The organism is Hyphomicrobium sp. (assembly GCF_003987855.1).
In the GTDB taxonomy this organism is placed as follows: Bacteria; Pseudomonadota; Alphaproteobacteria; order Rhizobiales; family Hyphomicrobiaceae; genus Hyphomicrobium_B.
On sequence record NZ_RXIZ01000013.1, the window covers coordinates 64,562 to 90,478 of the forward strand.

The following is a 25,917-nucleotide window of genomic DNA, read 5'->3' on the forward strand; positions in this document are numbered from 1 at the left end:
AATGTTAAACAAGCGTTGCGGGCGGGTTCGATTTAAGGCGAACATCGTTATTCCGTTTTCTTTCCAAGCTCTTTTTTATTCTGCCGCAGGCGGCGCGATGCGCCGGATGAAGGCGCGGTCATGGTCAGAAAGCTGATCATCCTGGGGAATCACGCGTTCGCGCGCGTCGGCCAAGATGGTGCTGGGGGCGGCCGAGAGTTCGACCGAATCGCTCTCGTGTTCTGACGGCCAGCGGCTTTCAAACGCCCGCATGGCCGATTTCAGCGACGGCGGCATCACGGCTTCGCTTACCGGCACCGAGAATGTCGCGGTTTCCCGCTGCAACACGACGTGGGCGTGGGCGGGAGCGGCCTGGAGCGGTTCCGTCTGCAACGTAACCCGGGGAAGGGTGACCACCGTGGCTGGACGGACCTCAGGTGCCGGAGCCTCGGCGGCAAGCTCGGCGATGTTCGTGTTCGCGGCCTTCACCGTCACGTCGGCTTCTGGATCCGGCTTGGGTGCTGGCCGCTTCACGCGCGGGGCCTGCGGCGGCGTCAGCTCGGGCTCAGGCCGGTAGGTTCGTGCGTAGGGTCCGAAACGGGCGGCGTGATCGGGGTCGATCGCCATATTCGGGCGAACCGCGCGAAGGGGCGCTTCGAACCTCGGCGGCGCGGTCGGTTCGCGGTCGTCGACATCATTGCCGGCCTGGAGCGGCGGACGCGGGGTGCTCGGGGTCTCCGGGCCGGGCGCCTGCGGGCCGGGCGTCGTCGTCACCGCGTCGTCTTCGATGTTGCGACCGCCGAACTCATTCCTTTCCGCGCGGCGCGCTGCGCCCATCACCGCGCCGAGGATGATGTCCGACCAGGCGCCGTTGGTGAACTTATAGACGCGGAACGATTCAGAGCCGGCGAACTTCGATCCCTGGCGGGCGAGCCGCTTCTGGATGCTGCCGGTCGTCGGCAGGAGCGTGCGCTTGAAAATCTTCTCGCGCTCGAAGCTGGCGAAGAGATTGGAGAGCAGTTGCGCCTCGACGCGGAGGCTTTCGCGCTGCGCCGGGTTCATGCGCGGCGGTGCATCGAGCGGCACGGCGACGTAATAGTCGCCGTTCATGTCGAAGACGACGTGGCGGAACAACTCGAAGTTCTCGCGGATCTGCTTGTCGCGGTGAATGTCGTTGAAGCGCGAGAGGATCTCGATCACAGGTCCGCGCTCTGCCGCCTTCATCTTCGGCACAAGGCCGTCGAGGCGACCGCCGGGCCGCTGACCCATCGATACGAGGAAGAGGCAGAGATCGACGAACAGAGCGACGGCGAGCGGAACGTAGTCACGCTTCGACAGTCCTGAGGCTTGGCCATCGCCTGAAGCGCGCACTTCCGCCGGGCTCTCGACGGATTGGATCGCCTTCTTTTGCAACTCGCGCAATTCGTCAGCCGAAGGCGGCATCTTGAAAGCAAGCAAGCCGTAGAACGTTGTGGTCAATCGGCGGAACGCTTCGATGGTCGCCTCCGGGCCCTCGACGGTGGCGATCTCGGGCTTTTGCAGTTCGGGAAGCTGATCGATCGCTTTGACGACGCCGCGCAACGCCATTTGCAACTGCGGATCGGGGCAGGAGACGGTGCCCGCTTTACCGTCGCCGAAGGTCGTGCGCTCGGCGCGGTCGGCCAGATCGGTGCGGATCTGGCGAAGCTGTGGGTCGGTGCGGAAGGCGTTAAATCCGGTCGCGGTCAGGTCGAGCTTGCGGCCGAGCGCGCGCATGAATTCATTTCGCGTTCCCGTCTTCGGATCGAATGTCGAGGCGTCCGCCGAGACGATCTTTGTCAGGTCGCCGTTCAGGCCCTGCATGTCGGCTTTCACGGCGCCGATCCGACCCTTCACAAAGTCGGATGCGAACGAGAAACGCTGCGCATCGTCTTCGCGCATCTTCCGGCGCGGTCCGTCGCCCGGCTTCGAGTTCGGACATGAGGTTCCTTTCGTCTGCTCGAGCTGCGCTTTATCGGTTGAGACCTGGGTGAGCTGGGTGAGCGTCGCCTGCAGCTGCTCGAGGCGCGTTTCGGCGCCGTGCAGCGCGTTCTGGACTTCGGAGACGGCGCTTTCCGCCGAGCGCGAGGCTTCCCCCCGGCTTTCCAGCACCTTCCAGTAGAAGCCGAAGCCGAAGCCGATCGAGATCAGCGACAGAAAGATGTAGCCGCCCGCGTAGAAGAGCTTGGTGAAGAACGGGTGCGGTCGGAACAGCTGGTCCAGCAGCCAAATGATCATCGTCATCAGCATCGCGACCGAGAAGCCGACGATGACGCGATGGACGATCGGAAGATCGCCCATGTTGGCTTCGATCAGTTCGAGCATGCCGACGTAGGTCGCGACCCAGGACAGCGCGCCGAGACCGAAAATGAGGATCGCTCGTTTCCAGTCGCGCGGCGGCTTCTGCGGCGCGCCGCTATCGCGCACGTCCGCGTATAGGCGCAGCGAGCCCGCCTCGCGCCCGAGTTCAGCACCATCCCGGTTCATTGCCGCCAACCCTACCCAAGAGAAGCGTGCAGACTCGGCGGCCACTCAGCGTTTTTGATGGTTGAACTGAGGCTGAGCAATGTCGGACTTCCGGCTCTTTTTCAGCGCGGCGATGAATGATGGCTGCAACTGCTGCGTCACGCGCGCTCGACGCTGCGGCGTCGGGCCGATCAGTTCGCGCTCAGTGTGCGCAGTTGTTCGTCGGAGGGCGAGCGCTCGCGCGGAGAGGAAACATCTGTCGCTGCGACGCGGGCAGCAGACGCGGCAGAAGCCACCGGCGTAGCTCGGCGCTGTGGCAGGAAATCGCGACGCGGGTTCGACTTCGCGTGCTCGGCTAAATCATGCAGCAGAACATCGAGCAGCGGCGCGGCGATCTGAGCCGCGTGAAGATCATGCGCCCAGGGTTGCGAGGCATTCCCGGTGCCTACCAGCACGACGTAGGAATAGGCGGCGCCATTCGCGAACTGCAGGCCGCCCGACGCCCAGGTGTCCACGGTCGCGTTCGGATCAAGCGTCACCGAAGTTCCCGTCTTGGCAAAGTGGAGCCGGAGGTCGCCTCGGCGTCGCGCGCACCACTGGCTAAGGCTTTTCAACGTGCCGTAGGACTGGCCAGCGGTCTGATAGCAAAGGGGCGCTTCAAGAAGCGTGCGGATCAGTCCCGACGCGCTCGGTCGGATCAGGGATTTCGGAATGATGGCCGGGCGCGCCTCTGCCGTAATGCCCGCGCCACCTTCGCCTTTCTGCGTGAAGTCGTAGGCCGCAATCAGCGTCGGCGGACGAATGGGTTTCGTTCCGCGTCCGATGAGCGAAGCGAGGATAACGCTCGACATGAAATGCACCCGCCGAGGCGCGCCCGCAATCTGACCAAGAACAACGGCGGTCGACGGTGGCGTGCCACCAAGTGCGGCGGCCGGCGGCATCGTGAAGCCGAAGCCGTCGATCAGCCGCTTGATGGGCGCCTGTCCAAGCTGCGCGCCGCGATTGATGAGCGGCGCATTGAGCGAGCAGGCGAACGCGACGATCGAGCGGCGGCTGCCCGAGTTCGCGCCCTTGGCGCAGGTATCGCCGCCCTGAGCGGGGAACTGGCTGTCGGAATAGAGGCTGTCGGGTCCGTCGCGGCCCTGGTTGGCGAGAGCGACGGCGAGAAGCATTTTGCCGGTGGAAGCGACCTGTCGGCTTTCGAGCGACGGCTCGTATTGGCCCGTATCCGAGCGCCGGGCCGGAAGCGAGCCGAAGTAGGCGGCTGTCTCGCCGGTCTCGTAGTAGCGCACGATGTTGCCATTGCCGTCGGCGGCGACCACGATGACATTGGGAAGCGTTTTATCGGCGCTGACTTTCTTCGGATCGAGAGTGAAAGCCGTGTCGATCCGGGAAGCCCATTTTGCGTCGAGCGAGGCAAGCTCGGAATCGACCTTGTCGCGGAACGCCAAGTTCTCGCCGATATCGAAGGTTGTCGTCACGCCCCGGACGTAGTCGCGCCAGGCGAAGCCGTAGCTCTGCTTCATCTCTTCGCGAATGCCGAAGCGTGCCGCGGGCAAAAGCAGATTGGCGCGGATCATCGGGTTTGCCTCGGCGCGCTTCAGCTGCGTTGGAGCGAAGCGCTCGAGGGCGGCTTCGAGCTTCGGCTTGATCTTGGGGTTCGGCGGTCCGCCGGCGAGGGCCATCAGTTCGAAGACGACCTTCTTCTGCTCGGCTTCGTCAGTGATGAGCTTCTCGGCGCACGTGCGAGCGCGCACTTCGGTGATGTAGCGCCAGCGGTCGAGGCGGACGGCATTCAGCCGATCATTGCCTTCAAGCAGGATGATCGGCTTGTTGACGGCGGAGGCGAGCACAAACTGCTCAGCAGTCGAGAGATCCTTGGCTTCCTTCCCGAATACAACTTGGCTTGTCACCTCCACGCCGTGCAACGGCTGGCCGCCGGTGCGTTGCGCGAGCCAGATGTGGTTCGCCGCCCATTGCTTCAGGAGGGTATCGTCGCCGTCGCGCGTTAGCTCGCGGTAGATCACAGGAGCGAGCCACCATTCGCCGAGCTTGCGCTTCAGCTTTTCGATGCCGCCCTCGTCGGCGCGGGGCGGCGTTTTGTAGATGACGCGGGCGAACTGCATGGGCAGCGTCGAACCGCCAACGCCGAGCACGGGTCTGTGCGCGGCGATCGAGCGCGTGACGGTCGAGACGGGAATTTTCAGAACGCCAACGAGATCGATGCCGAATGGGTTGAGCGGGCCGCCCAGGTAGCGATCCTCGTGATAGGAAAGGCAGCGCCAATATTGTTCGGGCACCTGCCGTACTGGGATCGATTTGTGATCGGGGTTGGCGACGTAATCGCCGAGTGCGATGGCGCTGTCGGTGTAGTTCACGTCGCGCAGGCTATCGAGGCGCGGGTCGAACGTGCCGACGAAATTGCCTTTGGGATCATAGATGGCTGTCGCAAGCCAGCGCTCGGCGTCGTAGCCAAGTTTGTCGTGCATAGACAGATCGCCGAGGTAGCCTCGGACGGGCGCGGCGATGTAGACTAGTGCGATCGCGAAGAGGACGTAGACGATCGCGCCGGTGAAGACGTGGCGCAGTGGTCCGAGCTTTGGATTGAAAGCTACGGCCATCATCAGCCAACGCACGATCCAACGCGGTGCCCATAGGCAGAAGTCCGCGAGGGCGGTCAGATGCCGCAGAAGACGTAACATCGGTGTCGCAAAGCCGCGCTACTGCCAACGCCGTGAGGGGCTTTGGCTAAAAGCTAGACTTAGTTGACCTTTGCGGCGTCAACTCAGCGAAGTCGGGGCAGCTTCGTCGCCCCGTCGCGGCAAATCTATGGCTGGCGCTGACAGCTCAAGCTGACGGCGACGCGCACGCGTTTGCCGGGCGACGGACCGAAAGACCCGCGCTTCAGAAGTTGTTCATCAGAATGAAAAGGCCCACGCCGACCGCTGGACCAATGAGGGCCGCAACGACCATCATGACGAAAGGTTTCGCCACCATAACACTACCCCGCACTGAACTCTTATAAGTTCACTCCACTGTTACGCGCGGCCCTAAACGACGGATCAGCCGGTTTGCCCCCTCGGCCGTCCATCTTATTGTCACTGAAAGGAGCCGCACCCAATCAGCGTAGCTGAGCATAACCCCTACTTCTCAGCTTTCTTGAGACTACAGTGCGGTGAAAAAACTTGACAGGGCCGAGACGAATTTTGCAGGCGGCGGCGTAGAAACCAGAACACACGTCAGAAAATGCTTAATTGAGACGTAGGCCGCTTATTCAGGCGTTGTCCGGCATTCCAGATTTATACGTTTTATCAGCGTGTTATGAATATGTCGTACAGCGACGTTCGCACACGCGTGGCCAACTGCCCGCTCCGCAACATCACAGAATGTGTCGAAAGCTGAAACGCGAATTGAAGGTCAGCGCACGTCGAACAGGCGCAGCTGGCGTTCGTCCGTACCCCTCGTTTCGGCAGCGAGTTGCTCGATCCGGTCGAACGGCACCTGCTCGGCCGCGATAAGCGATCTCTGCGCCTTCATCGGCCTGACGAGGCCTTCCTGAACGAGATGGAATTCGCCCACCGTCTGGCCCGGCAACGCGGACGCCGGGTCAAGGCCGGATTCGGACTGGAACGCGGCTTTGAGCTTGCGGAGGGCTGTATCTTCGCGGACGCGGCCGATGAACCAGCTCGTGATCTGGTCGCGGCTCTTGTAATCGAGGTCGCCGGGCGACTGGGTCGCGAGCATCATGCCGAGGCCGGCAGAGCGCGCCCGCTTCAGAAGGCTCTGAAGCGGTTCGGCCGTGGCGGGTTTCGAGTTCGCGGGAATGTAAAGGTCGGCTTCGTCGAACATGACGACGGCCTGCAGCTCGTCGTTCGGGTTGCGCTGACAGAAGCGAAGCGCCTCCGAGAGGAATTGCGAGACCCAGAACAGGATGTTTTCGTTGTCGCCGAGAAAACCCGTGTAGATGACAGACAGGCGCGTGCGGTTCGGGCGCTGGTAGCGTCCCAATCCGAGCAGGCTTTCCATGCGCAGACTTTCGCCGCCGCCCTCGAAGAGCGCGGCGTTGCGCAGACGCAGCGAGTCGAGCTGCGCCACGAGATCGCGACGAAGCTTGCCTGACGGATCCATGCGCTGGGTCTGGTCAGTGAGTTCGGGATGCTCATCTTCCAGGAGATGGATGAGATCGGCGAGCGTCACTTCATTCGTCGAGAGCGAGCCGAGAATGCGCAGCGCGACTGCGAGCACGCCGGACTGTTTCTGGTGTGTCGCCGAGTTCTTGAGGTGAAGCATTTCGCCGAGCGCGGCGGCAGACAGATTGGCGAGCAGCTGCTGCTCGTGATCGGGCAGTTCGTTGATGCCGTTCGGTAGCAACGTGATCGAGATCGGGCGGCCCGAGGCGCGGCCCGGCGTATAAACGGCGACATCGATGGCGTCGGCGAGTTTTTCGCGTTCAGCGCGGCGGTCCGGCGTCTCGTTATCGTTCGAGCGCCAGACTTCCGGATTGGCATAGCTCGCGAGGTCGCCCTTGCGATCGATAAGAACAGCCGGCACGCCGCGAAGCAGCAGCTGCTCTATGAGCGACAGGGCAAGGGTGGTTTTACCTGAGCCTGAACCACCGAGAAACGCAGCATGGCGCTTCAGGACGCTTTTGTTGAGCGTGACGGGGCGCGTGCCCCGAATGCCGTTTTCTCGTCCCGCAAGAATGCTCGCGCCGTAGCTGCCGTCTTCATCGAGAATGACGGACATCGGCAGATCATCGTCGTTCGCGGGAAGGCCCGAGTCGCTGCCATCAGGGTTTGCGGAGCGCGCCTGCTCGGCGGAGAGCAGATCGAAGCCATCAAGAGAGGACTGCGGATCGTCCATACTTTTGGCGACGAGGCGCGGCACCGGCCGGCCAAGCAGGTCGAGGCGGAGGAGGTGCGTGATCGAGATGAGGCTGGACAGAGGCTTCGTGCCTTCCAGCCATTGCGTCATGCCCGTATCGCCACGGTGATGCGCGGTGAACTCGCGCACCGTCATCATGCGCTCCCACTCGGGGATGGGCACAAGAAGCTGGCGCCCGCCGCCATCGCGGAATTTGCGGAAGGCCTGGGCAGTCTGGTTCTTCTTGTTCGGTGGGAAGTCGCTGGCGCGGAGCATGAAGCAGGGCTTGCCCTGCATCGCCGTCAGCACCTTGTCGAGCTGACGCTTCAGGCCGCCACCCTGTGTCGGGCGGTTGCACAGAAACACGCGAACGTCATTGGCAAAGCCGGTGCGATGCCGAACCGTCAGATCGAAGGCCGGCAAATCATCGCCGAGCTCCAGACGCTTCACCGTCACTTCGATCGATTTGCCCCACTCGTCGCGCGCCAACAAGAGCGCGGCGGACAAGACGTCGACCAGTTCCTGGTCGTCGGCTGGCATTTCGGCTTCGCTCTCGTTGGCAAAGCGCTCCCACATCTCGCGGAACTGCACGGCCGACAACGAACCCGGCGCCTGATCGTCAGGGCTGCCGAAGCCAATCACCTGGCCGAGCGCCTGAGCGAGCGTGGAAATGAAGGACGGGCGTTCTGGCTCGGGTTCGCGCTCGTCGCCTTCCGTGGATGTCGCCTCGCGCAGTCGCGACTGGGCATGCTCCAACAGGCGCCGCGTCGAGAGGCCGCCGAACTCTTCGAAGAATTGCGGGCCGAAGAACTGCGATGCGTCGGGAAAGCTCAACCCGTCGCCGTTCACTTCCGAGTGGTAGGCGATGCGCTTGGAAATGATGAGGCGGGCTTCTTCCGGCGTCCGGCTTTCACGCAGAAGCACGGGTCCCGACTTCTCGATGCGATCGATGTAGGATTGCGCCACGAGGCTGCGCACCTGACCGTAAAAGTCTTCCAGGCACGAGATGATGATGATGGCGTTGGTGAGCCGGTTGGCGATCTGGATCAGGTCGCGAACGGCGCGCTGGAAGCGATCTTCCGCATTGTCGAAGAAGCGCAGGTCTTCGACCTGGTCGATGCAGAAGACCAGCGCGGCGCGGTCCACGGTCCAGACGAGCGCGCCCAGAGCCTTGATGATCTCGAACGCGCGATCTTCCCCGTCGTTGGGATCGAGCGCGCTGACGGCCTCGTGCGCAATCGCAGTCAGGTTGCGACCGTTGAGGTATTGGCGGATGCGCTGATCGATGCGCGGATCTCGGCGCTGGAGATAGAGCAGCGCGCGGACGATGTTGATGTCGAGTTCCTGCGTCTGGAACTTCTCGCAGGCGACGATCTGATCGGCCAACCGGAGAATGAGTTTCGCGAGCTGTTTGTCGTCGAGCGTATCGTCGCGAAGCTTGTCGAGATCGGCCGACGAGATCACCTCGGAATCGAGCACCATCCGATTGGTCAGGCGCGACAGGGCCGACTCGCCGAAACGATCGGGGTCGTATGGCTTCTCCAGAGAATGCACGAGACGGCGCAGATAGAAGTCGGCGTAATTCTGCACGTCCGGCGTCATCTGCGCGTAGCCGAAATAGCTTTGGCCGGTGCGATGCGAATCAGTGCGAAGCGCGCGCAGAAGATGCGTCTTTCCGGCTCCCGATTGGCCATGGAACAGCAGGATGCGATCCTGCATGTGATAGCCGCGGCCGGAGGTGACCGCGTTCAGCAGCTCGCTGAATTTTTGGCGCGCCTTGGCGTGGATCTCCGGCACGTCGACCGGGTCGGCGCGCCATAGATCATCTTCCCAGGTGATCGAATGCTCAAAAGCTTCGCTCAGCTTGTCGGGCGCGAGCGAGGGAGCGAACGTCGACTGTTTGAGGGAGGCGCCTTCAACACCCATTTCGAACCGAAATGCCTTCAATCTTGAACGCGCACAAAGTGCCAGACAGTGTTCTTGTAGAGGATCTTGGAATCCTCGAGCGATTTGAGATCGCGACCGTCTTTGAGATCAGCGGTCGCCAGTTCGAGCTGCCCTGAGCGATGGGCTTCCGCGAGCATTCCCTTGAACGCAATCTCGGATAAACCCCAGTCGGGACGCGCGTTGCGAATCGCCTTCCATACCAAAGAGATAAACGCCTTCCGGTTGCCTGGCCAGCCCTCAGCGACAGGACGTGCCGCGTCGACAACAGCCTGACAGAATTCCGGCATGTCGGGTGGAGAGACAACTCGCGGTGCCGGTTTGACATGGCTCTCGTCGAGCGGAAGTCGATCGTTGGCGGGCTTCGGGGTCGGCGCTCGAACGACGCGCTTACCCGGTTCTTCGCGCGCGTGCGGCCTCGGGGCGTTCGCGCGTGCGCTTTCCTCTTTCGGTCCAACGAGGTTGCGAAGGAGCGCCAGTTCGAGCGCCGAGACGCTTCCCTCGCGAGCTCCGACGATCTCGCAGGCAAGTTGGACGATGAGCTTGCCATCGCTCGATATTTCACGCGGCGACCGGAAGAGTTGTCCGGCGAGAATGCGCCCGGCCTTGGCGGGTAGTCCCGCGCCTTTGCCGAGGCCGGTCTTGATCTTGTTTCCGAAGGCGCGCTCAAGAGCGATGATCGCGAGTTCGGCTCTCAAGTCGGCCGGCGAGAGCACGCGGGCGGTCGTCTTGCCGAAGTGATGCTGCACGATGAGCGCCGCGATGCCTTCGGGGCGAGCAAACGCTTTCCGGATCGAAGGCGTGTCCGTCGCCGATAGAGCGCCAAGTAGCAGAGAAATTTTGGCGTCGGTCCAAGCGGCGGGGAATGTCCGCGACGACGCATAACTCGCCTCTGCAACCTGGCGACCTTTCTCGGTGGAGGCGAGGCGGCCCTTTTGCTCGGTTACGTATTGGGCGCCGATGAGGGTACTGATGGCGAGTTCGGCCGAGCGGCGAAATTCGAGGCTGGACATGCGCGGTGCGAGTAATGGGGCGACATCCCGCTGCAGATCAGCGCGCGTCGCGCCGCCGACCGCTATGCGCAATAGCAAGAGTTCACGGACCGACAGCAGAGGCGATGCCCCGTCGCCAGTCTTCAACTCGGAATGTTCGATGGCTGCACTCATCGAATGGCCTCCCCGCGCGAATCATTTGCGCCGTCGCGACAACTTCGATGATTGGGTGAGCACTTCCAAGAGCCAGGGAAGATTGACCCACAACCCCAAAGGCTCGCTGGCAAAATGCTCCTTTAAGTCCGCTGCGCCAGCCTTTCGCCGTGGCGCGGTCAAAATCGCGACACCTTGTTGGCGCGATCATTACCACGGGGCGGGGTCAGATTTTTCGAGGGTTCCGGTGCCATGGTTGGCTCGCAGAGGCCGTTTCAACGCGCGCTGCGCCGCGTGCAACACTTCATTAGCATTAACGTCCAGTTAACGGATTTCCGGCAATGCTGAAGGCAGCCGCACGTTTAGTGCCGGGAGTTGCTCAAATGTATCGCGTTGCGCTCATCGCCGGGCTGGTCACCGCCCTTGCCGGTTGCAGTCTTGGCTCAACCAATCTTTCCTCAGGCTTCACCGAACCGGATACGACGGCATCGGTGTCACCGTCATCGTACTTGTCGTCATCAAAGAGTGTCGGACTTGGAGGCGAGCCATCCACTCCGCGCGCCGCCGGCGTACAGGTGGCGATGCTCGACAAGGCGCCGTCGGGAACTTTCGAGAAAGCGGAGCCCGGCGTTCTCGCCAGCCGCGATTACTCGCATACCGCGCTCAACGCCGAGATGGCGCGCGACATCATCAATGCCTACCGGAAGAAGTACGGGCTGAAGCCATTGAAGCTCAATCCGGAGCTGACGGAGGCCGCGAAATCGCACTCGAGCGATCTCGCCAAGTGGGATCGCATTTCACACTATGGCTCTGACGGCTCCAATCCCTGGGATCGCGTCAAGCGTACCGGTTACAAGGCGCGACTGACGGCTGAGAACGTCGGCACGGGTCAGGTGAACTTCAACGAAGTTATGAAAGGCTGGGAAGAGAGCCCCGGTCACAACAAGAACCTGCTGACGCCTGATGCGACCAACATGGGCATCGCGCTGGTTCAGGATCCTCACACCGAGTTCAAGTCGTTCTGGACCCTCGTCCTCGCGGCGCCGATGTAGTTCTGATGATTGGCGTTGGCTGTTCGCCAGCGCCGGTCTTCTCAGTTTTCTTCGAGACGCTCGCGTTCGCGGGTCCTGACAAGTTCAGCGACACCGGTCCACGCCCACGCCCGTCCGGCGTCGCCCTTCTGTCCATGATAGAGGGCGAAGAAATCAGCGATACTTGCGGCAAAGAGGCCGTGTTTACCTTCCAGAACCTCCGCCATCGCGCCGAGGTCTTGCGGCGGTGGTGTGCAGTCGATTTCGCCGCCATGGGTGGGCAGGGAGCTTGTTGCGCGCGTTGGCGAGCTCATCGTGTCAGTCCTATTCAATTCTCGAATGCGGATTAGCGAGGAGCTAAAAGCAAATTTGACGCCACGCAGCGTTTGCGCGCATTCCGCCGCTCTCGAAGATTGGTTAAACTGATCATCTTTCATTGGCTTCGCCGGGCAAAAGCGGCGAATGGCTGGGATATGCGTCTCATGCGTAGACTTCGCACCGCATTAGTGATCGCGATTGTCGCGGCGCCGCTCGTCGCCTTGAGCGTCCACGCGGAAGGCAAGAGCCGTTCCATTTTGCTCACGTGTACCGGAATGGAACTGACGCAGAGCCCTGACCCGGACAATGCTGCGCCGGACGCGAACTCAGGGCAGCAGCCGGATGATGGCTCGCCGGGGAACTCGCAAGCGCCCGGTGATGATGATGCGACGGGAGATGGCGAAGACGCCGATCCGGGTTCGACGCCCGATACCGCGCAGCCGCCAGGATGCCATTTCCAGAATGGGCCGCTTGAGCTGATCGTTTAGCTTAAAGATGGTTTGAGCTAGTCGGCCGTCGCCTGGGACGCGGGCTTGGCGTCTTCGGCGGCGCCTGAAGCGGCGGGTTCGGCAGCCTTAGGCGCGTCCTCGGTTTGCGGTCCCTTCAGGGACGAGCGAGAGTCTGCCGCAGCGTCATCGCTCTTCTTGGCGGACTTCTGTTTTGCCGCGAGCTTGTTCTTCGATCTGTGCTTCGCGCCGGCGGTATGCCGCTTGTGGCCGCCACATCCCCACGCGGCCACCGTATCGCGCACCGACATCACCGTCTTGAAGTTCGGATCCATCGGGTAGGTGTCGATCGTGGAGCTGTTGAAGAGCTGCTTCCAATCGTAATTCTGGAAACCGTACTCAAGCAGGCTCGCGGCGCGAACGGCGCGTTCGTTGCCGGAGGACTCGCCGAGCACGATCGCCATCAGGCGGCGGTTGTCGCGCGTGGCGCTGGCGACGACGTTGTAACCGGAGTCGCAGGTGAAGCCGGTCTTCAGACCGTCGGCGCCTGCAAAGGTTTTCAACAACGCGTTATGGCTGCCGAGGCGACGTTTGCCGATGTGCATCGCCGGCATCGCCCAGTAGCTCGCGTATTCGGGATATTCGCTCACTACCGCGCGCGCGATCTTGGCGATGTCGCGTGCGCTCGTCAGCTGGCCCGGGTCGGGTAGGCCATTGGTGTTGACGAAGTTGGTGTGGGTCATGCCGAGGCGCTTTGCCGTCGCGTTCATCCGCTCGATAAAGGCCGACTCGCTCCCCGAGATCGCCTCGGCCAGCATCACGGTGACGTCGTTGGCAGATTTGATGATGACCGCTTGCAGGGCCTGCTCGACCGTCAGCGTCTGGCCGACCTGAAGTCCGACTTTGCTTGGCGGTTGGAGCGTGGCGGGCAGCGAACAGGGAATCTTGTCGCTGAGATGGATCTTGCCTTCCTTCACCGCTTCGAAAGCGACGTAGGCCGTCATCAGCTTCGTCAAGGAAGCCGGGTGCCAAATATCATCGATGTCTTCGGCGTAAAGGATTTTTCCAGTCGAGGGCTCGAACAGGAGCGTCGGGCCAGCAGCGGCGGGCGATGTCGCCAGCCACATCAAAACAGCGGCCACGATGCTCGTCGTCAATGAGCGCATTCAAGTCCTCAATATTCTTTCTTATTCGGCTAGCATATTCGCGCCGAAGGGCCAACCTTGCCCTACCGGGCGCTGACCATATGCCAAGTTGTGTTGCTTATGCGGCGCTACTTCAGGGAACGCCTAGTCCCTCGCGGAATTTCACGATTGGCCACAATTAGTCTATTGCGACCACTCACGAGATACCAGCACGATGTCCAGGTGTTCCACGGGCAATGTTACTAAACGCGGTAAGCAAGCCGCGGAATCGCAGGGTTGATCTTTCCGCCGCATGTCGCATCGAACTCACCACCATCCGCCGGAGATAAGTTCGCGCGAACGCATCGCGATCTTTTCAGCGCTCGCGCTGGTGTTGCTGCTCGCGTCGCTGGACCAGACTATCGTGTCGACCGCTTTGCCGACGATCGTGCGTGAGATCGGCGGGCTTTCGCATCTTTCCTGGATCGTCACGGCATATCTGCTTGCGACCACGATCGTCGTGCCGCTCTACGGCAAGCTCGGAGATCTCTTCGGCCGGCGGACCGTGCTGCAGGTCGCGGTCGTGATCTTTCTCGTCGGATCGGGATTATGCGGCGCGGCGCAAAATCTACCGGAGCTCATTGCGTTTCGTATCCTGCAGGGATTAGGCGGCGGGGGATTGATCGTCACTGCGATGGCGGTGGTCGGCGATGTCGTGCCGCCGCGCGAGCGCGGACGCTATCAGGGATTTTTCGGCGGCGTTTTCGGACTGTCGACTGTGCTTGGTCCGCTCATTGGCGGCTTCATCGTCGGTAACGCGTCATGGCGATGGATCTTCCTGATCAATCTGCCGTTCGGCATCCTCGCGCTCGCTGTGATCAACCGAACCTTCCGGCCGCAACGGCAGCCTTCGAAAATTCAGATCGATTACCCCGGCGCAATACTGCTGGCGCTAGCGCTTTCCTCAATCGTCATCATTACCAGCCTCGGGGCGACGTTCGCGACGGAAGCGCCGGTGAGCTTGGTGGCTTTTACGCTGCTCGGCGCAGCGTCGCTCGCCGCGTTTATCTACGTCGAGACGCGCGTGCCCGATCCACTGTTGCCGCTTTCGCTTTTCAAGAACCGGTCGTTCGTCGTTGCCGCTGCGATCGGGTTCATCGTCGGCTTGGCGCTGTTTGGATCGATCACGCTGCTCCCGCTCTATTTGCAGATCGTCAAGGGACTGGATCCGACAAGTGCCGGCTTGCATCTGACGCCGATGATGCTTGGCGTTTTCGCCAGTTCCATCACGAGTGGCCAGATCATCAGCCGGATCGGGCGCTACAAGATTTTCCCCATCATGGGGACCGGGATCATGACGGTTGCGCTGATGCTGTTGTCGAGCATCACAGTCGAAACCTCGGCGTGGACGGCATCGGTCTACATGGTCTTGCTCGGGCTCGGTCTCGGTATGGTCATGCAGATCTTGGTTATGGCGGTGCAGAACGCGGTCGCCTACGAACAATTGGGTGTCGCGACTTCAGGCACGACGCTGTTTCGCTCGATTGGCGGGTCTGTCGGCGCGGCCCTCTTCGGGGCGATCTTCGCCTATTCGCTTGGCGAAGAAATCAAAACGGCGATGCCGGCGCTGGCCGACACCATGAGTGATCCGGCTGCGATCTCAACGCTCACCGGAGCGGCGAAAGCAACTTATAACGAGCTTTTCGTCGCCGCGCTGCGTCCGGTGTTCCAGACGGCGGCGGTAACCGCGTTCGTTGCTTTTGTTCTGGCCTTCACCATCAAGGAAGTGCCTTTGCGGGCGACGCTGACGACGGAGCCATCGAACGATCCGCTGCAGATGCCGCGCGACGCGACTTCGCTCGACGAGCTCAGGACAATCGTGTCGCGTGCCACAGCGAAGGAAAATCGCTGGCGGGTCTACGAGCTGGCGGCGAAACGGAACGGCGTCGATCTCCAGCCGGACGAATTTTGGCTTCTCGCACGCATCGGCGAAGCGGGCGGGCGTGAAAGCAAGGAGAATTTGCGGAAGAAGCTCGGGCCGAGGGAGCTGCATCAGCCACGCCCTATTGGACGTCTCGAGGACGCCGGCATGGCGCGCGAAGCGCATGGCGGATTTGTCGAGCTGACGGATAAAGGAAGGTCGCTCTATGCGCACCTTCTCAAGCAGCGTGAAGACAACCTGGCGCACATGCTTGCCGATTGGGATCGCAACGAGCATCCGGAAGTGAAGGCCTTGATGCGAGAGATGGCGCAGTCATTCGCCAGCTCTCCACCCATCAAGCCTGCGGTCAGTGCCGCTGTTTCGACAGCTCACTGATTTCCGCGAACTCCTTATCGCTCAGTTCGATGTTCGCACCGGCGACGTTCTCTTCGAGGTGTTTGACCTTCGATGTTCCGGGGATCGGCAGCATCACCGGGCTTCGCTTCAAGAGCCACGCCAGCGCGATCTGGCTTGGCCCGGCATCGTGACTTTTGGCAATAGCTTCGAAACGCGAGCCGGGTTTGGCGAGATCGCCGGCCGCCAATGGATACCAGGGAATGAAACCGATGTTGTTCTTCTCGCAGAAGTCGAGGACGTCCTCGCTGGCGCGATCGACAAGGTTATAGCGGTTCTGGACGGTCGCGACCTTGAAGAACTTCTGCGCCGCCTCGATTTCCTTGATGCCGACTTCGCTCAAGCCGACGTGGCGGATCAGTCCTTCGGACTGCATAGCCTTGATCGCATCGAACTGCTCGTTCTGCGGAACCTTGGAGTCGATGCGGTGCAATTGCCAAAGGTCGAGACGCTCAACGCCCAGGCGGCGGATGCTCAGGATCACCTGCTGACGGAGATACTCGGGACGGCCTAGTGGAATCCAGACGTTCGGACCCGTGCGCGCCAGGCCGGCTTTGGTGGCGATCTTGATGTCTTTGTACGGATAGAGAGCTTCGCGTATCAGCCGCTCACTGACTTCGGGTCCGTAGCTATCTGCTGTGTCGATGAAGTCGATGCCGAGTTCAGGGAGCTTGCGAAGCGTGCGGAGCGACTCTTCCTTGTCTTCAGGCTCACCCCAGACTCCCGAGCCTGTGATCCGCATGGCGCCGAAGCCCAAGCGGTTGACGGACATGTCTCCGCCGATCTTGAAAACTCCGGAGTGGTTTCTCACGATCGTTGTGGTTGCCATGGGGAAGCCTTTCGTTTTGTGCGAGGGGAGGCGCGGAGCGGTGGGGGTCCAGCAATTGCCGCTACGACCAGGCCGCCTTGCGGTAGTCGCACAAGTCGCCAGCCGTTGCGGCGTTCCAATTGTTCGTTAGCGTGCGTCGCGCGGCGTCGGCATGACTTCCGAGCACGCGGTCTGTACGCGAATGTCAGTGCCTATGAAGCGGCAAATTTCCTCCTTGCGAGAGGGATTGTTGCGGATTGCTGCGGGCGACGTCTTGAACCCATATTCACGGGCAACCTTCGCCAAATAGCCGTCGCGGCAGTAGGGCGTCGAAATGGGCTGGCCCTGAACGATCTGATAATCTTCCTGGCATTCGATCGCGGCCGCGTTGGAAGCGGCTAGCGCGACGCATGATCCCGCGAGAAGGCAAAGTTTAGCGGCTTGGTACTTCATGATTGAGTAACTCCGGTTCGCGCTTGATGTGAGGGCAATCAAGCTGATGGGGCAAAAGCGTGAACGCTCGCCGCCGGACACGTTCTCTCAATCATATAGGCGCGATCGGAGGATGCTCAATACGGGCCGCGAGAGGCGATGCTTGCAATCACCCCATCGAGCGCCTGGATACGCTCGTCGTAAACGGCGGTGAGGCAGCCGACGTTTCTGCCGCACGCATCACGCGACGCCAGCCATTTGCGTTGCGCCTCCTGAATGTCGCCGCGTTGGCCCATGGCGACCAAAGAGGTCGCGACGGAATAGAGGGTCGCCATACGGGCTTCGCTCTGTCCAAGAGCGTAAGAGTCACAAATGGTTCGCTCCGCCGGGGACTCCGCCTTGGAGCAGTTCAGCGGCGCGTAGTCGGCGGCCATCGCGGAAGTCGACGCGCACGCCAGTGCCGTCACCATGAAAGTCGTGGCGTACCGAACCATATCCGTCTCCTTGCGGGATTTTAGAACATAGAGGCGAGCGAACGCTGCAAAGTGTCGAAGCCTTTGCTGATCGTCGTCTCGACATTCTCATATTTGGCGGGCCGGTGTCGCGCCGTCTTTGTCTTTTTTGTCTTTGCGGGCTGTGCCGCCGGGTCGTCGGACGTCGACTTGGTGGCGCTGGGCAATTGCGACGCTGCAGATGGGATTGGAGGTAGGGTGGCGTTCGTCTGCACTTTGGTCGGCGAGGCCGCCGGAGCCGGAACGGACTGCGGCTCGGTCGCCGACTGATCGTTGCTGGCGAGCACCTCATGAGCGCGCGCTGTTTCCGCTGCGGTGGCATCTGAGACGACCGGAGCCGGCGAAGGGTCGGGAGCCTTGGGTGGCACGAGCATGCCGGCCGGCGCCCAAGCTTTCGTCAGCAGAGCCGGCGTTTCCGCTGTGTTGTTCGGGGCCGGGGTGGACGGCAGCGATGCCGTCGAAATCGCTCTTCCCGATGGGCAGGTCGCAGTTTCGTTGGTCTCGATGAGGGCAACCAGCGTGTCATCGGGATTTTCGACCGGTAGCGCCGCGTTCACTGTCGTCACGAAGCCGCGCATGGCGTCTTTCGACGCGTCACTCCAGACGCCGCTGATCGGACCGCGGTAACAGCCCGCACGTGCGAGCGCCTTCTGGAGCTGGCGAACGCGGGTTGCACCGTCCGAGACTGCCGCCATCGAAGGAGCCGACGCCTTTGTCAAGGGCGCCGGTGTCGAGGATGCCTCAACAAGAAGCGGAGAAACGAAGCGGGGAACGCTCGAAGGGGCGAAGGAAACTGTTTCGATTTTCGCGCGGGGCGCAGCAGAGTCGGCGGGATTTGCAGGGGCCGACACACTATCAGGCACGGTCCAGAGATAGATTGCGAGCCCTGCACCTGAGGTGAGCACGAGGAGGCAGAAGCCGCCAAGGACCGTAAAAAGGTTCGCCAGGATTGTTCGAACGCTACTCACGAACAGAACTCAGGTTACTGGAACACAAAAACAAGCTCTCGACGTCGCCCGGCAAAACGAAGCGCCTAATCCGGGTGACGCCCGGTCTGGCATATTGCCGAGTGGGGAATTTGATAGGCCTTGGCAGCCGTGCCGCCTAGTGCGCGGCGGCACGAAGACGGGGAAAATTCAGGCGTTCAGAAAGCTCTCGGCCGAGCGAGGCAAGTTGGCAACAGGTGGGCTGGCGGCGCCGAGGCTGCGACGCTCGGACCCAAACGGCTGCCGGCGGGTCACACCGGCTTGTCATTTTATATGACGTGAATCATTTAACGCACATGTTTCCGTCGGCTGCGATCTCTGTATGGTGGGGCCGCTTGGGGCAAGCCATTGATGGTGGGAGACGAAATGGGACGCGCGCGGATTGTCGTTACGGGATTGGGCGTTGTCTCACCGCTCGGGGGGAATGTCGATACTACCTGGAATCGCCTCATCGCGGGGCAATCGGGCATTCGCCGCCTCGACGACGCGATCGTTCCCGACGTCGATTGTAAGGTCGCGGGCACCGTCTCCGATATTGCCGAGGACCCGGAGGGCTTCGATCCCGGCATCGCGATCCCGGCCAAAGACCGCAAGAAGATGGATCGCTTTATTCAGTTCGCGGTCGAAGCATCCCGGCAGGCTCTGAAGCAGGCGAACTGGGCGCCGGAGGACGAGCGGTCGCGCGAGCGCACGGCGACCGTCATCGGCTCGGGCATCGGTGGTTTCCTCACGATCACTGACGCCGTGCACACCGTCGACAATCGTGGCGCCAAGAAGCTCTCGCCCTTCACGGTTCCGGCGTTTCTCGTCAACCTCGCTGCGGGCAACGTGTCGATCATGTTCGGTCTCAAAGGGCCGCTCGGTGCACCGGTGACAGCATGTGCGGCCAGCGTGCAGGCGATTGGCGACGGCTTGCGGCTGATCCGCAGTGGCGAAGCGGACATCGCCGTTTGTGGAGGGGCGGAAGCGTGCATCAACAGAGTCGCTCTTGGCGCTTTTGCAGCAGCTCGCGCCCTGTCGACCGGCTTCAACGATGAACCAGCCAAAGCATCGCGGCCCTTCGATCAAGCACGGGATGGTTTCGTGATGGGCGAGGGCTCCGGCATGCTCGTGATCGAGACGCTGGAGCATGCGCAGGCGCGCGGCGCGAAGCCGATCGCCGAGCTGGTCGGATACGGCACAAGCGCCGACGCCTATCACCTTACTTCGGGGCCGCCGGATGGCAACGGCGCGCTACGAGCCATGCGGTGGGCGCTGGAGATGGCTGATATCGGACCGGATCGCATCGGCTATCTCAATGCGCACGCGACGTCGACGCAGGTCGGTGATGGTGGCGAGCTCGCCGCCATGCGGGCGCTGTTCGGCAGCAATCGCGGAGCGGCCATTTCCTCGACGAAATCGGCTACCGGGCATCTGCTCGGCGCCGCAGGCGGTCTCGAAGCCGTCTTCTCCGTTCTGGCGCTTCGCGACGGCATCCTGCCGCCGACGCTCAATCTGACCAATCCCGATCCAGAATCGAAAGGTCTTGATCTGATCGGGCCTGAAGCGCGGAAGAGCCAAGTGGAATACGTGCTTTCAAACGGCTTCGGCTTCGGCGGCGTCAACGCTTCGGTGATCTTCAAGCGCTGGGCGGAATGAGACGCGGTGATCAGCGGCCGTCGAGCTTATCGGCCATGGCGCCGATGGTGCGGATGTACACCTCAGCCTTGTTCCACTGGCCGATAACGCCGTAATTCGGCGAGCCGGGCTGCCAACCGGCGCCGCGCTGCCAGCCGTGGCTCGCCAGGAAATTCGCGGTCGAGGCAAGGATGTCAGGCACGCTGTTGATGAGGTCCTTGCGCCCGTCGCCGTCGAAATCTACGGCGTAGCGGATGTATGGTGTGGGGAGGAATTGCGTCTGTCCGATCTCTCCCGCCCAGCCGCCGCGCAGTTGCGACGGTGAGAGGTCGCCTTCCTGTATGATCCGCAGGGCATCCAGCAATTGTCCAGTAAAGAATTCGCTGCGGCGGCAATCGTAGGCGAGTGTCGCCAGCGAGCGGATGATCGAATACTTCGCGCCCATGTTGGCGCCGTAGTTCGTCTCCAGACCCCAGATCGCCACGATGATCGGTGCGGGCACGCCGTAGCGCTGCTCGATGCGGTCGAGGACGGGTCGATAGCGCTGCATCAGCGCGCGGCCATGCTTGATCATGCCGCCGCTGACCCGCCTCGCATAGAATTGTTCGAAGCTGAGTTTGAAAGAATGCTGCGAGCGATCGAGGCGGATCACGGTCGGATCGTAGGAGACGCTCGACAGGGCTGACAGTACCGTTCCGGATTTGATGCCCTGGGCGGCAGCTTCGAGGCGGAAGCGCTGCAGCCAGTTTGAAAAGCCGCCCGGCCCATTCCCGCATTGAGCGGCTTCCGCTGCGCTCCCGAAGCTTGCGAGCAGGAGGCAGGCGATCGCGGCCCCTTTCCACTTCGCGCTGGACAATAAGGGGAGTGCCGGCGGCATGATTGTCATCCGAATGTGAGCCAGATTGGGGGATGAGCGTCGCTTTATGCGCGCCTTGGAGCCTTACTGTCATAAATATTTGGCTGCGCCAATCCGCTCATGCACAGCGCGGCCAGTTCCGCGGGCTGCGGCAGATGGTGCCAAGGCGGCTGTTCCCTGGGGAACAGTGCGGCGGAGGGGGCAGTGCCATCCTGCTACCCCTAGCGATGGCGGACTAAGACATGACTACAAATTTCTTTGCTGCAGTCGATCTCGGCAGCCTGGTTATTGGCGTTGCCGTGATCGCGATCCTGATTTTTTGCCTGTCACTCTGTGTGGAGGAACCGCCAGGCGCGTCAGGCTTTCTGAAGCGCAGCCCGAAGCCGACGGGCGATGATCAGGCGGATGCAGATGAGCGAACGCGCGAACGGCACATCTTGTGAGCCGTTCGCTGTTCGGTACGAAGCGTCAGAGTTTGCAGAAAGTCGCCTGAGCGTGGCAGGTCCACATGCCGCCACTGTCAGAGCAGCGGTATTTCCGCGGGCTGAAGCTGTAGCCGGGCGTGCCGCCACCGGTCATCCAGACCGCCCAGACGCCCCAGTCGGTTGACTGGAGAAGCGCTTCGTCGGCTTGGAACTTCGCCGAATCTTGGGTGAGAGATTCGCCTACTGAGTATTTCTTGAAGCAAGAAGATTTTGCGTTCGCCGGTATCGCGGCGAACGTAGAGGCGGCGAGCGCCGCAAACATCAGCACGGTCAATTTGCGCATCGGCTTCACTCCTGGTGTGAATGGACGTGAAAAGCCGTGCCAGCGTGCCATGCGAGTCGAATCCCTGTTCATCACAAATCGCAGACGGATTTCAATTTCGGGAAGAGGCGGCTCGGTCGCATCAGTTTCTGTCTTTTCTGTAAACTCCGACTTCGCGCGGTTGCGGTCGGGAGCCGGCGTGTCACAGGTGTGCAAAGCTCGCCGGTCAATTAAGTGCGGTCATGTGATAGCAGGGAAAGGCAGTTCCAATGACAGCGCTTTGGAAGTCGAGAGCACTCGCGGCGGGTGTCGTCGCATTCGTCATGGCGCCGGCGCTCGCGTGGGCCGACGACCTCAATTGTCCGACGCCACCTGCGGATCCGCTGCTTGAATTTCTTTCTCCGCCGCCGTGCGATAGTTGCGCGGAAGCCAAAGTCGAAATGGACGAACTGCGCACCATCGAGCGTAACCGTACCGAAGCGCAGGCGAAGCACGCGTTGGCCGACTACGAAATATCCGTCACGCGGTTTCTCGATGGCGCCGACATCAAGTTCGACGCGGCGGCGTTTGCGAAGTGCAAGCCGTTCTTCGATAAGTTCAGCGAGAAAACGAAGGCGGCGGCCGAGCATGCGAAAGATGCGTTCTGCCGGCGGCGCCCGTACAATGTTCCCGGCAACGATCTACAGCCATTGCAGACGGGAAAGAACAGTCCGTCCTATCCTTCTGGGCATACGACCTACGGCGCGGCCATCGGTGCGGTGCTCGCGCAGATGGTGCCGGAAAAGCGTGCCATTCTTTATGCGAGATCCGCCGACTATGGTCACAGTCGCATGGTCGCCGGTGTGCATTACCGTAGCGACGTCGAAGCGGGAAAGCTTCTCGGGCTGGAAGTGGCGACCGAGGCATTCGCGAGAGACGATGCGTTTCGATCCGCATTTCCCGACGCGGCGAGGTGCGTCCGGGAGGCCCTGGGGCTCGCTCCTGACGTGCCGAAGGACGCACCGCAAGCTGCGGTCGAGGCGCCCGCGCCCAAACCCTAGCCATTCGGCATAGACCACTTCGCAGATCTCACTCTCGAGCGCGTGCCGGAGAACCGTCTTCGGCACGTTTGCGTTGGGCGCTCCTGTGTCCGCGCCACAACAAGCGGTTCCCTTCGATCGATGTGACAGCAAGTTCTCTTGAACGTCGAACGCCGATGTTTGCATATATCGGATATTATAACATTGGGAAATCGTCATGGCGTCATCGAAATTGCGCGGCCTCGTTGTGGGCCTCGGAGTAAGTGCGGTTGCTGGACCGTTGTCTTCGGCGCTCGCGCAAACCGCTCCCGCCGCGACGCAAACACCCTCACCGCCTGCGGCCGCCGCGCCGACTGCACCTGCTGAACTGCCGGATGTGGTGGTGGCTGAGCCGAGTGCGAAAGCGGCTTCGAAGACCAAAAAGGCGCCGTCCAAAGCCCGGACCGTTCCGGAGGCTGACAGTCCTTCATCTCCAGCCGCTGCGGACGCAGCGGCGAGCGAAGCTGAAGCTGCGAAAGATCCGTTTGTTTTCCAAACCAATGCCTTCAACGCGGCGCGGAAGGACATCTTCACGCAAGTCGGGACGACTTCATTTTCTTTCGACAGGGACGCGCTGCAGGCCTTGCCTCAGGGGACGCAAACTCCGGTCAGCAAGGCCCTTCTGCAGGCTCCGGGTGTCAGTCAGGATTCGGCGGCGAGCGGTCAGCTCCACGTGCGCAACGAGCACGCGAACCTGCAATACCGCATCAACGGGATTTTGCTTCCCGATGGAGTTTCCGGCTTTAGCGATGTGCTCGAGACGGGATTCATCAACAGTCTCTCGCTCGTCACGGGTGCGCTGCCGGCCGAGTACGGACTGCATACGTCGGGCCTCGTCGATATCACCACGCGTTCCGGAGCGCAGGAGCCGGGGGGAGCGATCAGCTTCTACGGCGGAAGCCGCGGCACCTTTACGCCAAGCATCGAGTACGGCGGGAGTACCGGGGCGGTCGATTACTTCTTCACCGGCCGCTATGTGATGAATGAAGAGGGCATCGAAAATCCCACTGCGAGCTGGGACGCCATCCACGATCACACCGATCAAGAGAAGGGGTTCGGTTACGTCTCGGCGCTGCTCGACGATTCGACACGGCTGAGCTGGATCTCCGGCGTCTCCGTGCAGAATTTTCAAATCCCCAACACGCCTGGCCTCGCGCCGAAGTATTCTGTGCCCGGCGTCCCTGGATTTGACTCCGCTCTTTTGAATGAGACGCAGTTCGAACAGAACTACTATGATGTCATCGCGCTGCAGAGGAAGATCGAGAACGGCGACTATCAGATTGCCTACTTTTCTCGTTACAGTGAGCTGCATTTCAATCCCGATGACATCGGCGATCTCGTCTTCAACGGCATTGCTTCCGATGTGCAGCGACGCAGCTTTCTCAACGGCTTGCAAGCCGACGGCTCGTATCGCCTGAACGCCTTCAACACGCTTAGGGCTGGTTTCACCGTCAGCGCCGAACAGACGAAGGCGATCAGCAATTCATCGGCGATTGCCAACGACGGCTCCGTCAGCAACGGTCTCTTCGATGAAACGTCGAAACTCGGCTGGCTGATCGGCATCTATGCCCAGGACGAAATTCGCCTCACAGACAAGCTTACCCTGAACGTCGGGCTGCGCTTCGACCAGATGTACGAATACGTCGATGCCAATCAGTGGAGCCCGCGCGTCAATCTTGAATATCGGCCCTTCGCTGGCACGACGCTGCATGCGGGCTACGCGCGCTACTTCACGCCGCCGCCGCAGGTCGCCTCAGGTCCAACGAATGTGGCCCTCTTCGATGGAACGGTGGCGGCGAGCAGTTGCCCGGTAGGCGGTTGCGGATTGGTTCAGCCGGAACGGTCGCATTACTTCGATGCAGGCATTACGCAGACGATCTTCCCGGGGCTCGAGGTTGGAGTCGATGCTTACTACAAACTTGCGCGTGATCTTCTCGATGACGGGCAGTTCGGCGCCGCACTCGTTCTCGATGCCTTCAACTACGAGAAGGCTGTGAACAAGGGTATCGAAATTACGACGAAGTACAACTGGGGGAATTTCAGCGCTTATGGCAACGTCGCCATCGGTCAGCAGAAGGGCAAGAACATCGTCTCCAATCAGTTCCTGATTGGTGCGGACGATCTGGCGTACATCGCCGACCACTACATCTTCACGGATCATTCGCAGACGATCACCGCGTCGGCCGGCTTCTCGTATATGTGGGATGGGACGCGTCTTAGCGTGGACATGATCTACGGGAGCGGACTGCGCACCGATACAGGCATTCCCAATGGCGGGACGGTGCCCGCCTATACGCAGGTCAATCTCGGCATCTCGCACGAGTTCGACAATCTTTTCGCGAGTCCGACGACAGTGCGGTTCGATGTCGTCAATGTCTTTGACGAGATCTACGAGATCCGGGACGGACAAGGAATTGGTGTGTTCGCACCGCAGTACGGGCCGCGGCGCGGCTTCTTCGTGGGCGTGTCGCAGAAGTTCTGAAAAAACGAAAAGAGCCCGCCAAACGGCGGGCTCTTCCAATTGTGCGCTAGTGATCGGTTATGGGTTCGTGGACGGCGCGGGCGTCGGGTTGTTAGCCGGCGTATCCGTCGACGACGGGGTATTTGCAGCCGGGCCGTTCTTGCTTCCCGGCGCGCCTTGGACACCAGACGAGTCCTGCGAGGGCAGCGTCGACTTGTCGATGTTGGTGTTGTCGCCGCCTACACCCGTATTGCCGGACGAGGCACCGGTCGAAGATCCGGCCGCAGGCCCGTTCTTGCTGCCCGAGTCACCAGCGACGCCCGGGTTCGAGCTTTGCGGCGACATGGTCGTGCCGGAATTGTTCTGGGCGGAGGACGACGTCGTCGGCTGCGAAGCGGACGTGTCAGCCACCTTCTGGCTGTTGTTATAGAAATACCAGCCGCCGAAAACGATTGCGGCAAGGAATACGATGCCGACGATCAAAGAGCCGGTAGAACCACCAGCATCTTCTTGTCCGAGATTGCGGTCTTGGCCGGTCCGCGGATCTTCATATGTCATGTTGTTTCCTCCGAATACCTGCGCCAAGAACGACCGGGGGCGGTTTCTGGTTCCTGCAACCGGGCGGGAATCGCACGTACTCGGCATTGCGCAGTGGAGATCGGCGGGGCTGTTGGTCATCACTGTTCGATCGGAGGCCCGAGGTCTGCTAGCTGCTGTTGCTATAACTTGTGGATTTCCCGCGTCTTAGGCTGTCGGCGCCTCGCGCGCGTG

At 61.5% G+C, this 25,917-nt stretch carries 20 protein-coding genes; 7 read left to right on the plus strand and 13 right to left on the minus strand.

All coding sequences use genetic code 11. The annotated features are described in order from the left end of the window. Positions 1-75: 75 nt before the first annotated feature. From EKK30_RS11520 to EKK30_RS11535, 4 genes are all read right to left on the minus strand, one after another. Positions 76-2,484 carry a hypothetical protein gene (locus tag EKK30_RS11520; RefSeq protein ID WP_290984961.1) on the minus strand — a complete coding sequence of 803 codons (2,409 nt, stop codon included), beginning with the start codon at positions 2,482-2,484 and terminating at the stop codon, positions 76-78. Positions 2,485-2,654: 170 nt separating this feature from the next. After that, positions 2,655-5,165 (minus strand): transglycosylase domain-containing protein, encoded by a 2,511-nt coding sequence (locus EKK30_RS11525; RefSeq protein WP_290984963.1) that lies wholly within the window; start codon positions 5,163-5,165, stop codon positions 2,655-2,657. 715 nt (positions 5,166-5,880) lie between these two features. After that, positions 5,881-9,252, minus strand: a complete 3,372-nt coding sequence (locus EKK30_RS11530; RefSeq protein WP_290984966.1) for a helicase HerA-like domain-containing protein — start codon at positions 9,250-9,252, stop codon at positions 5,881-5,883. Between the two features lie 17 nt (positions 9,253-9,269). Further along, positions 9,270-10,436, minus strand: coding sequence for a hypothetical protein (locus EKK30_RS11535; RefSeq protein WP_290984969.1), 1,167 nt, complete (start codon positions 10,434-10,436; stop codon positions 9,270-9,272). Positions 10,437-10,756: 320 nt separating this feature from the next. Between EKK30_RS11535 and EKK30_RS11540 the strand changes: the two genes are divergently transcribed. Further along, entirely contained in the window at positions 10,757-11,467 is a 711-nt protein-coding gene (locus tag EKK30_RS11540; RefSeq protein ID WP_290984972.1) for a CAP domain-containing protein, read from the plus strand. 41 nt (positions 11,468-11,508) lie between these two features. Here EKK30_RS11540 and EKK30_RS11545 read toward each other — a convergent pair whose 3' ends face one another. Further along, entirely contained in the window at positions 11,509-11,760 is a 252-nt protein-coding gene (locus EKK30_RS11545; protein ID WP_290984975.1) for a hypothetical protein, read from the minus strand. A 168-nt stretch (positions 11,761-11,928) separates the two neighbouring features. Here EKK30_RS11545 and EKK30_RS11550 point away from each other — a divergent pair, with 168 nt between their 5' ends. Continuing rightward, positions 11,929-12,252 (plus strand): hypothetical protein, encoded by a 324-nt coding sequence (locus EKK30_RS11550; RefSeq protein WP_290984978.1) that lies wholly within the window; start codon positions 11,929-11,931, stop codon positions 12,250-12,252. 17 nt (positions 12,253-12,269) lie between these two features. On the opposite strand, the gene EKK30_RS11555 is transcribed toward EKK30_RS11550, so the two are convergent. After that, positions 12,270-13,376, minus strand: a complete 1,107-nt coding sequence (locus EKK30_RS11555) for a D-alanyl-D-alanine carboxypeptidase family protein (RefSeq protein WP_290984979.1) — start codon at positions 13,374-13,376, stop codon at positions 12,270-12,272. 271 nt (positions 13,377-13,647) lie between these two features. On the opposite strand from EKK30_RS11555, the gene EKK30_RS11560 reads away from it, so the two are divergent. Beyond that, positions 13,648-15,651, plus strand: coding sequence for an MDR family MFS transporter (locus tag EKK30_RS11560; RefSeq protein ID WP_290984981.1), 2,004 nt, complete (start codon positions 13,648-13,650; stop codon positions 15,649-15,651). Here EKK30_RS11560 and EKK30_RS11565 read toward each other — a convergent pair. The 4 genes from EKK30_RS11565 to EKK30_RS11580 all read right to left on the minus strand — a co-directional run bounded on the left by EKK30_RS11565 (position 15,623) and on the right by EKK30_RS11580 (position 18,389). Continuing rightward, positions 15,623-16,498 (minus strand): aldo/keto reductase, encoded by an 876-nt coding sequence (locus EKK30_RS11565; protein ID WP_290984983.1) that lies wholly within the window; start codon positions 16,496-16,498, stop codon positions 15,623-15,625. The genes EKK30_RS11560 and EKK30_RS11565 overlap by 29 nt on opposite strands. A gap of 126 nt (positions 16,499-16,624) precedes the next feature. Next, positions 16,625-16,930: a hypothetical protein gene (locus EKK30_RS11570; RefSeq protein ID WP_290984985.1), complete on the minus strand. Its 306-nt coding sequence runs from the start codon at positions 16,928-16,930 to the stop codon at positions 16,625-16,627. 116 nt (positions 16,931-17,046) lie between these two features. Further along, complete coding sequence (locus EKK30_RS11575; RefSeq protein ID WP_290984988.1) at positions 17,047-17,403, minus strand: lysozyme inhibitor LprI family protein; 357 nt, start codon at positions 17,401-17,403, stop codon at positions 17,047-17,049. A gap of 20 nt (positions 17,404-17,423) precedes the next feature. Continuing rightward, positions 17,424-18,389: a hypothetical protein gene (locus EKK30_RS11580; protein WP_290984991.1), complete on the minus strand. Its 966-nt coding sequence runs from the start codon at positions 18,387-18,389 to the stop codon at positions 17,424-17,426. Positions 18,390-18,773: 384 nt separating this feature from the next. Here EKK30_RS11580 and fabF point away from each other — a divergent pair, with 384 nt between their 5' ends. Then, positions 18,774-20,045 (plus strand): beta-ketoacyl-ACP synthase II, encoded by a 1,272-nt coding sequence (gene fabF, locus EKK30_RS11585; protein ID WP_290984994.1) that lies wholly within the window; start codon positions 18,774-18,776, stop codon positions 20,043-20,045. A gap of 10 nt (positions 20,046-20,055) precedes the next feature. Here fabF and EKK30_RS11590 read toward each other — a convergent pair whose 3' ends face one another. Continuing rightward, entirely contained in the window at positions 20,056-20,910 is an 855-nt protein-coding gene (locus tag EKK30_RS11590) for a lytic transglycosylase domain-containing protein (protein WP_290984997.1), read from the minus strand. Positions 20,911-21,122: 212 nt separating this feature from the next. On the opposite strand from EKK30_RS11590, the gene EKK30_RS11595 reads away from it, so the two are divergent. Next, positions 21,123-21,323, plus strand: coding sequence for a hypothetical protein (locus EKK30_RS11595; RefSeq protein ID WP_290985000.1), 201 nt, complete (start codon positions 21,123-21,125; stop codon positions 21,321-21,323). A gap of 25 nt (positions 21,324-21,348) precedes the next feature. Here EKK30_RS11595 and EKK30_RS11600 read toward each other — a convergent pair whose 3' ends face one another. After that, positions 21,349-21,648 carry a hypothetical protein gene (locus EKK30_RS11600; protein ID WP_290985003.1) on the minus strand — a complete coding sequence of 100 codons (300 nt, stop codon included), beginning with the start codon at positions 21,646-21,648 and terminating at the stop codon, positions 21,349-21,351. A 248-nt stretch (positions 21,649-21,896) separates the two neighbouring features. Between EKK30_RS11600 and EKK30_RS11605 the strand changes: the two genes are divergently transcribed. Together EKK30_RS11605 and EKK30_RS11610 are read left to right on the plus strand one after the other, a co-directional pair. Then, the gene (locus EKK30_RS11605) at positions 21,897-22,667 is read left to right on the plus strand and encodes a phosphatase PAP2 family protein (protein WP_290985005.1); all 771 of its coding nucleotides are present in this window, start codon (positions 21,897-21,899) and stop codon (positions 22,665-22,667) included. A gap of 196 nt (positions 22,668-22,863) precedes the next feature. After that, the gene (locus EKK30_RS11610; protein WP_290985009.1) at positions 22,864-25,167 is read left to right on the plus strand and encodes a TonB-dependent receptor; all 2,304 of its coding nucleotides are present in this window, start codon (positions 22,864-22,866) and stop codon (positions 25,165-25,167) included. Positions 25,168-25,224: 57 nt separating this feature from the next. Here the strand turns inward: EKK30_RS11610 and EKK30_RS11615 are convergent, their stop codons facing one another. Next, the gene (locus EKK30_RS11615; RefSeq protein ID WP_290985011.1) at positions 25,225-25,704 is read right to left on the minus strand and encodes a hypothetical protein; all 480 of its coding nucleotides are present in this window, start codon (positions 25,702-25,704) and stop codon (positions 25,225-25,227) included. Between the last annotated feature and the right edge of the window lie 213 nt (positions 25,705-25,917).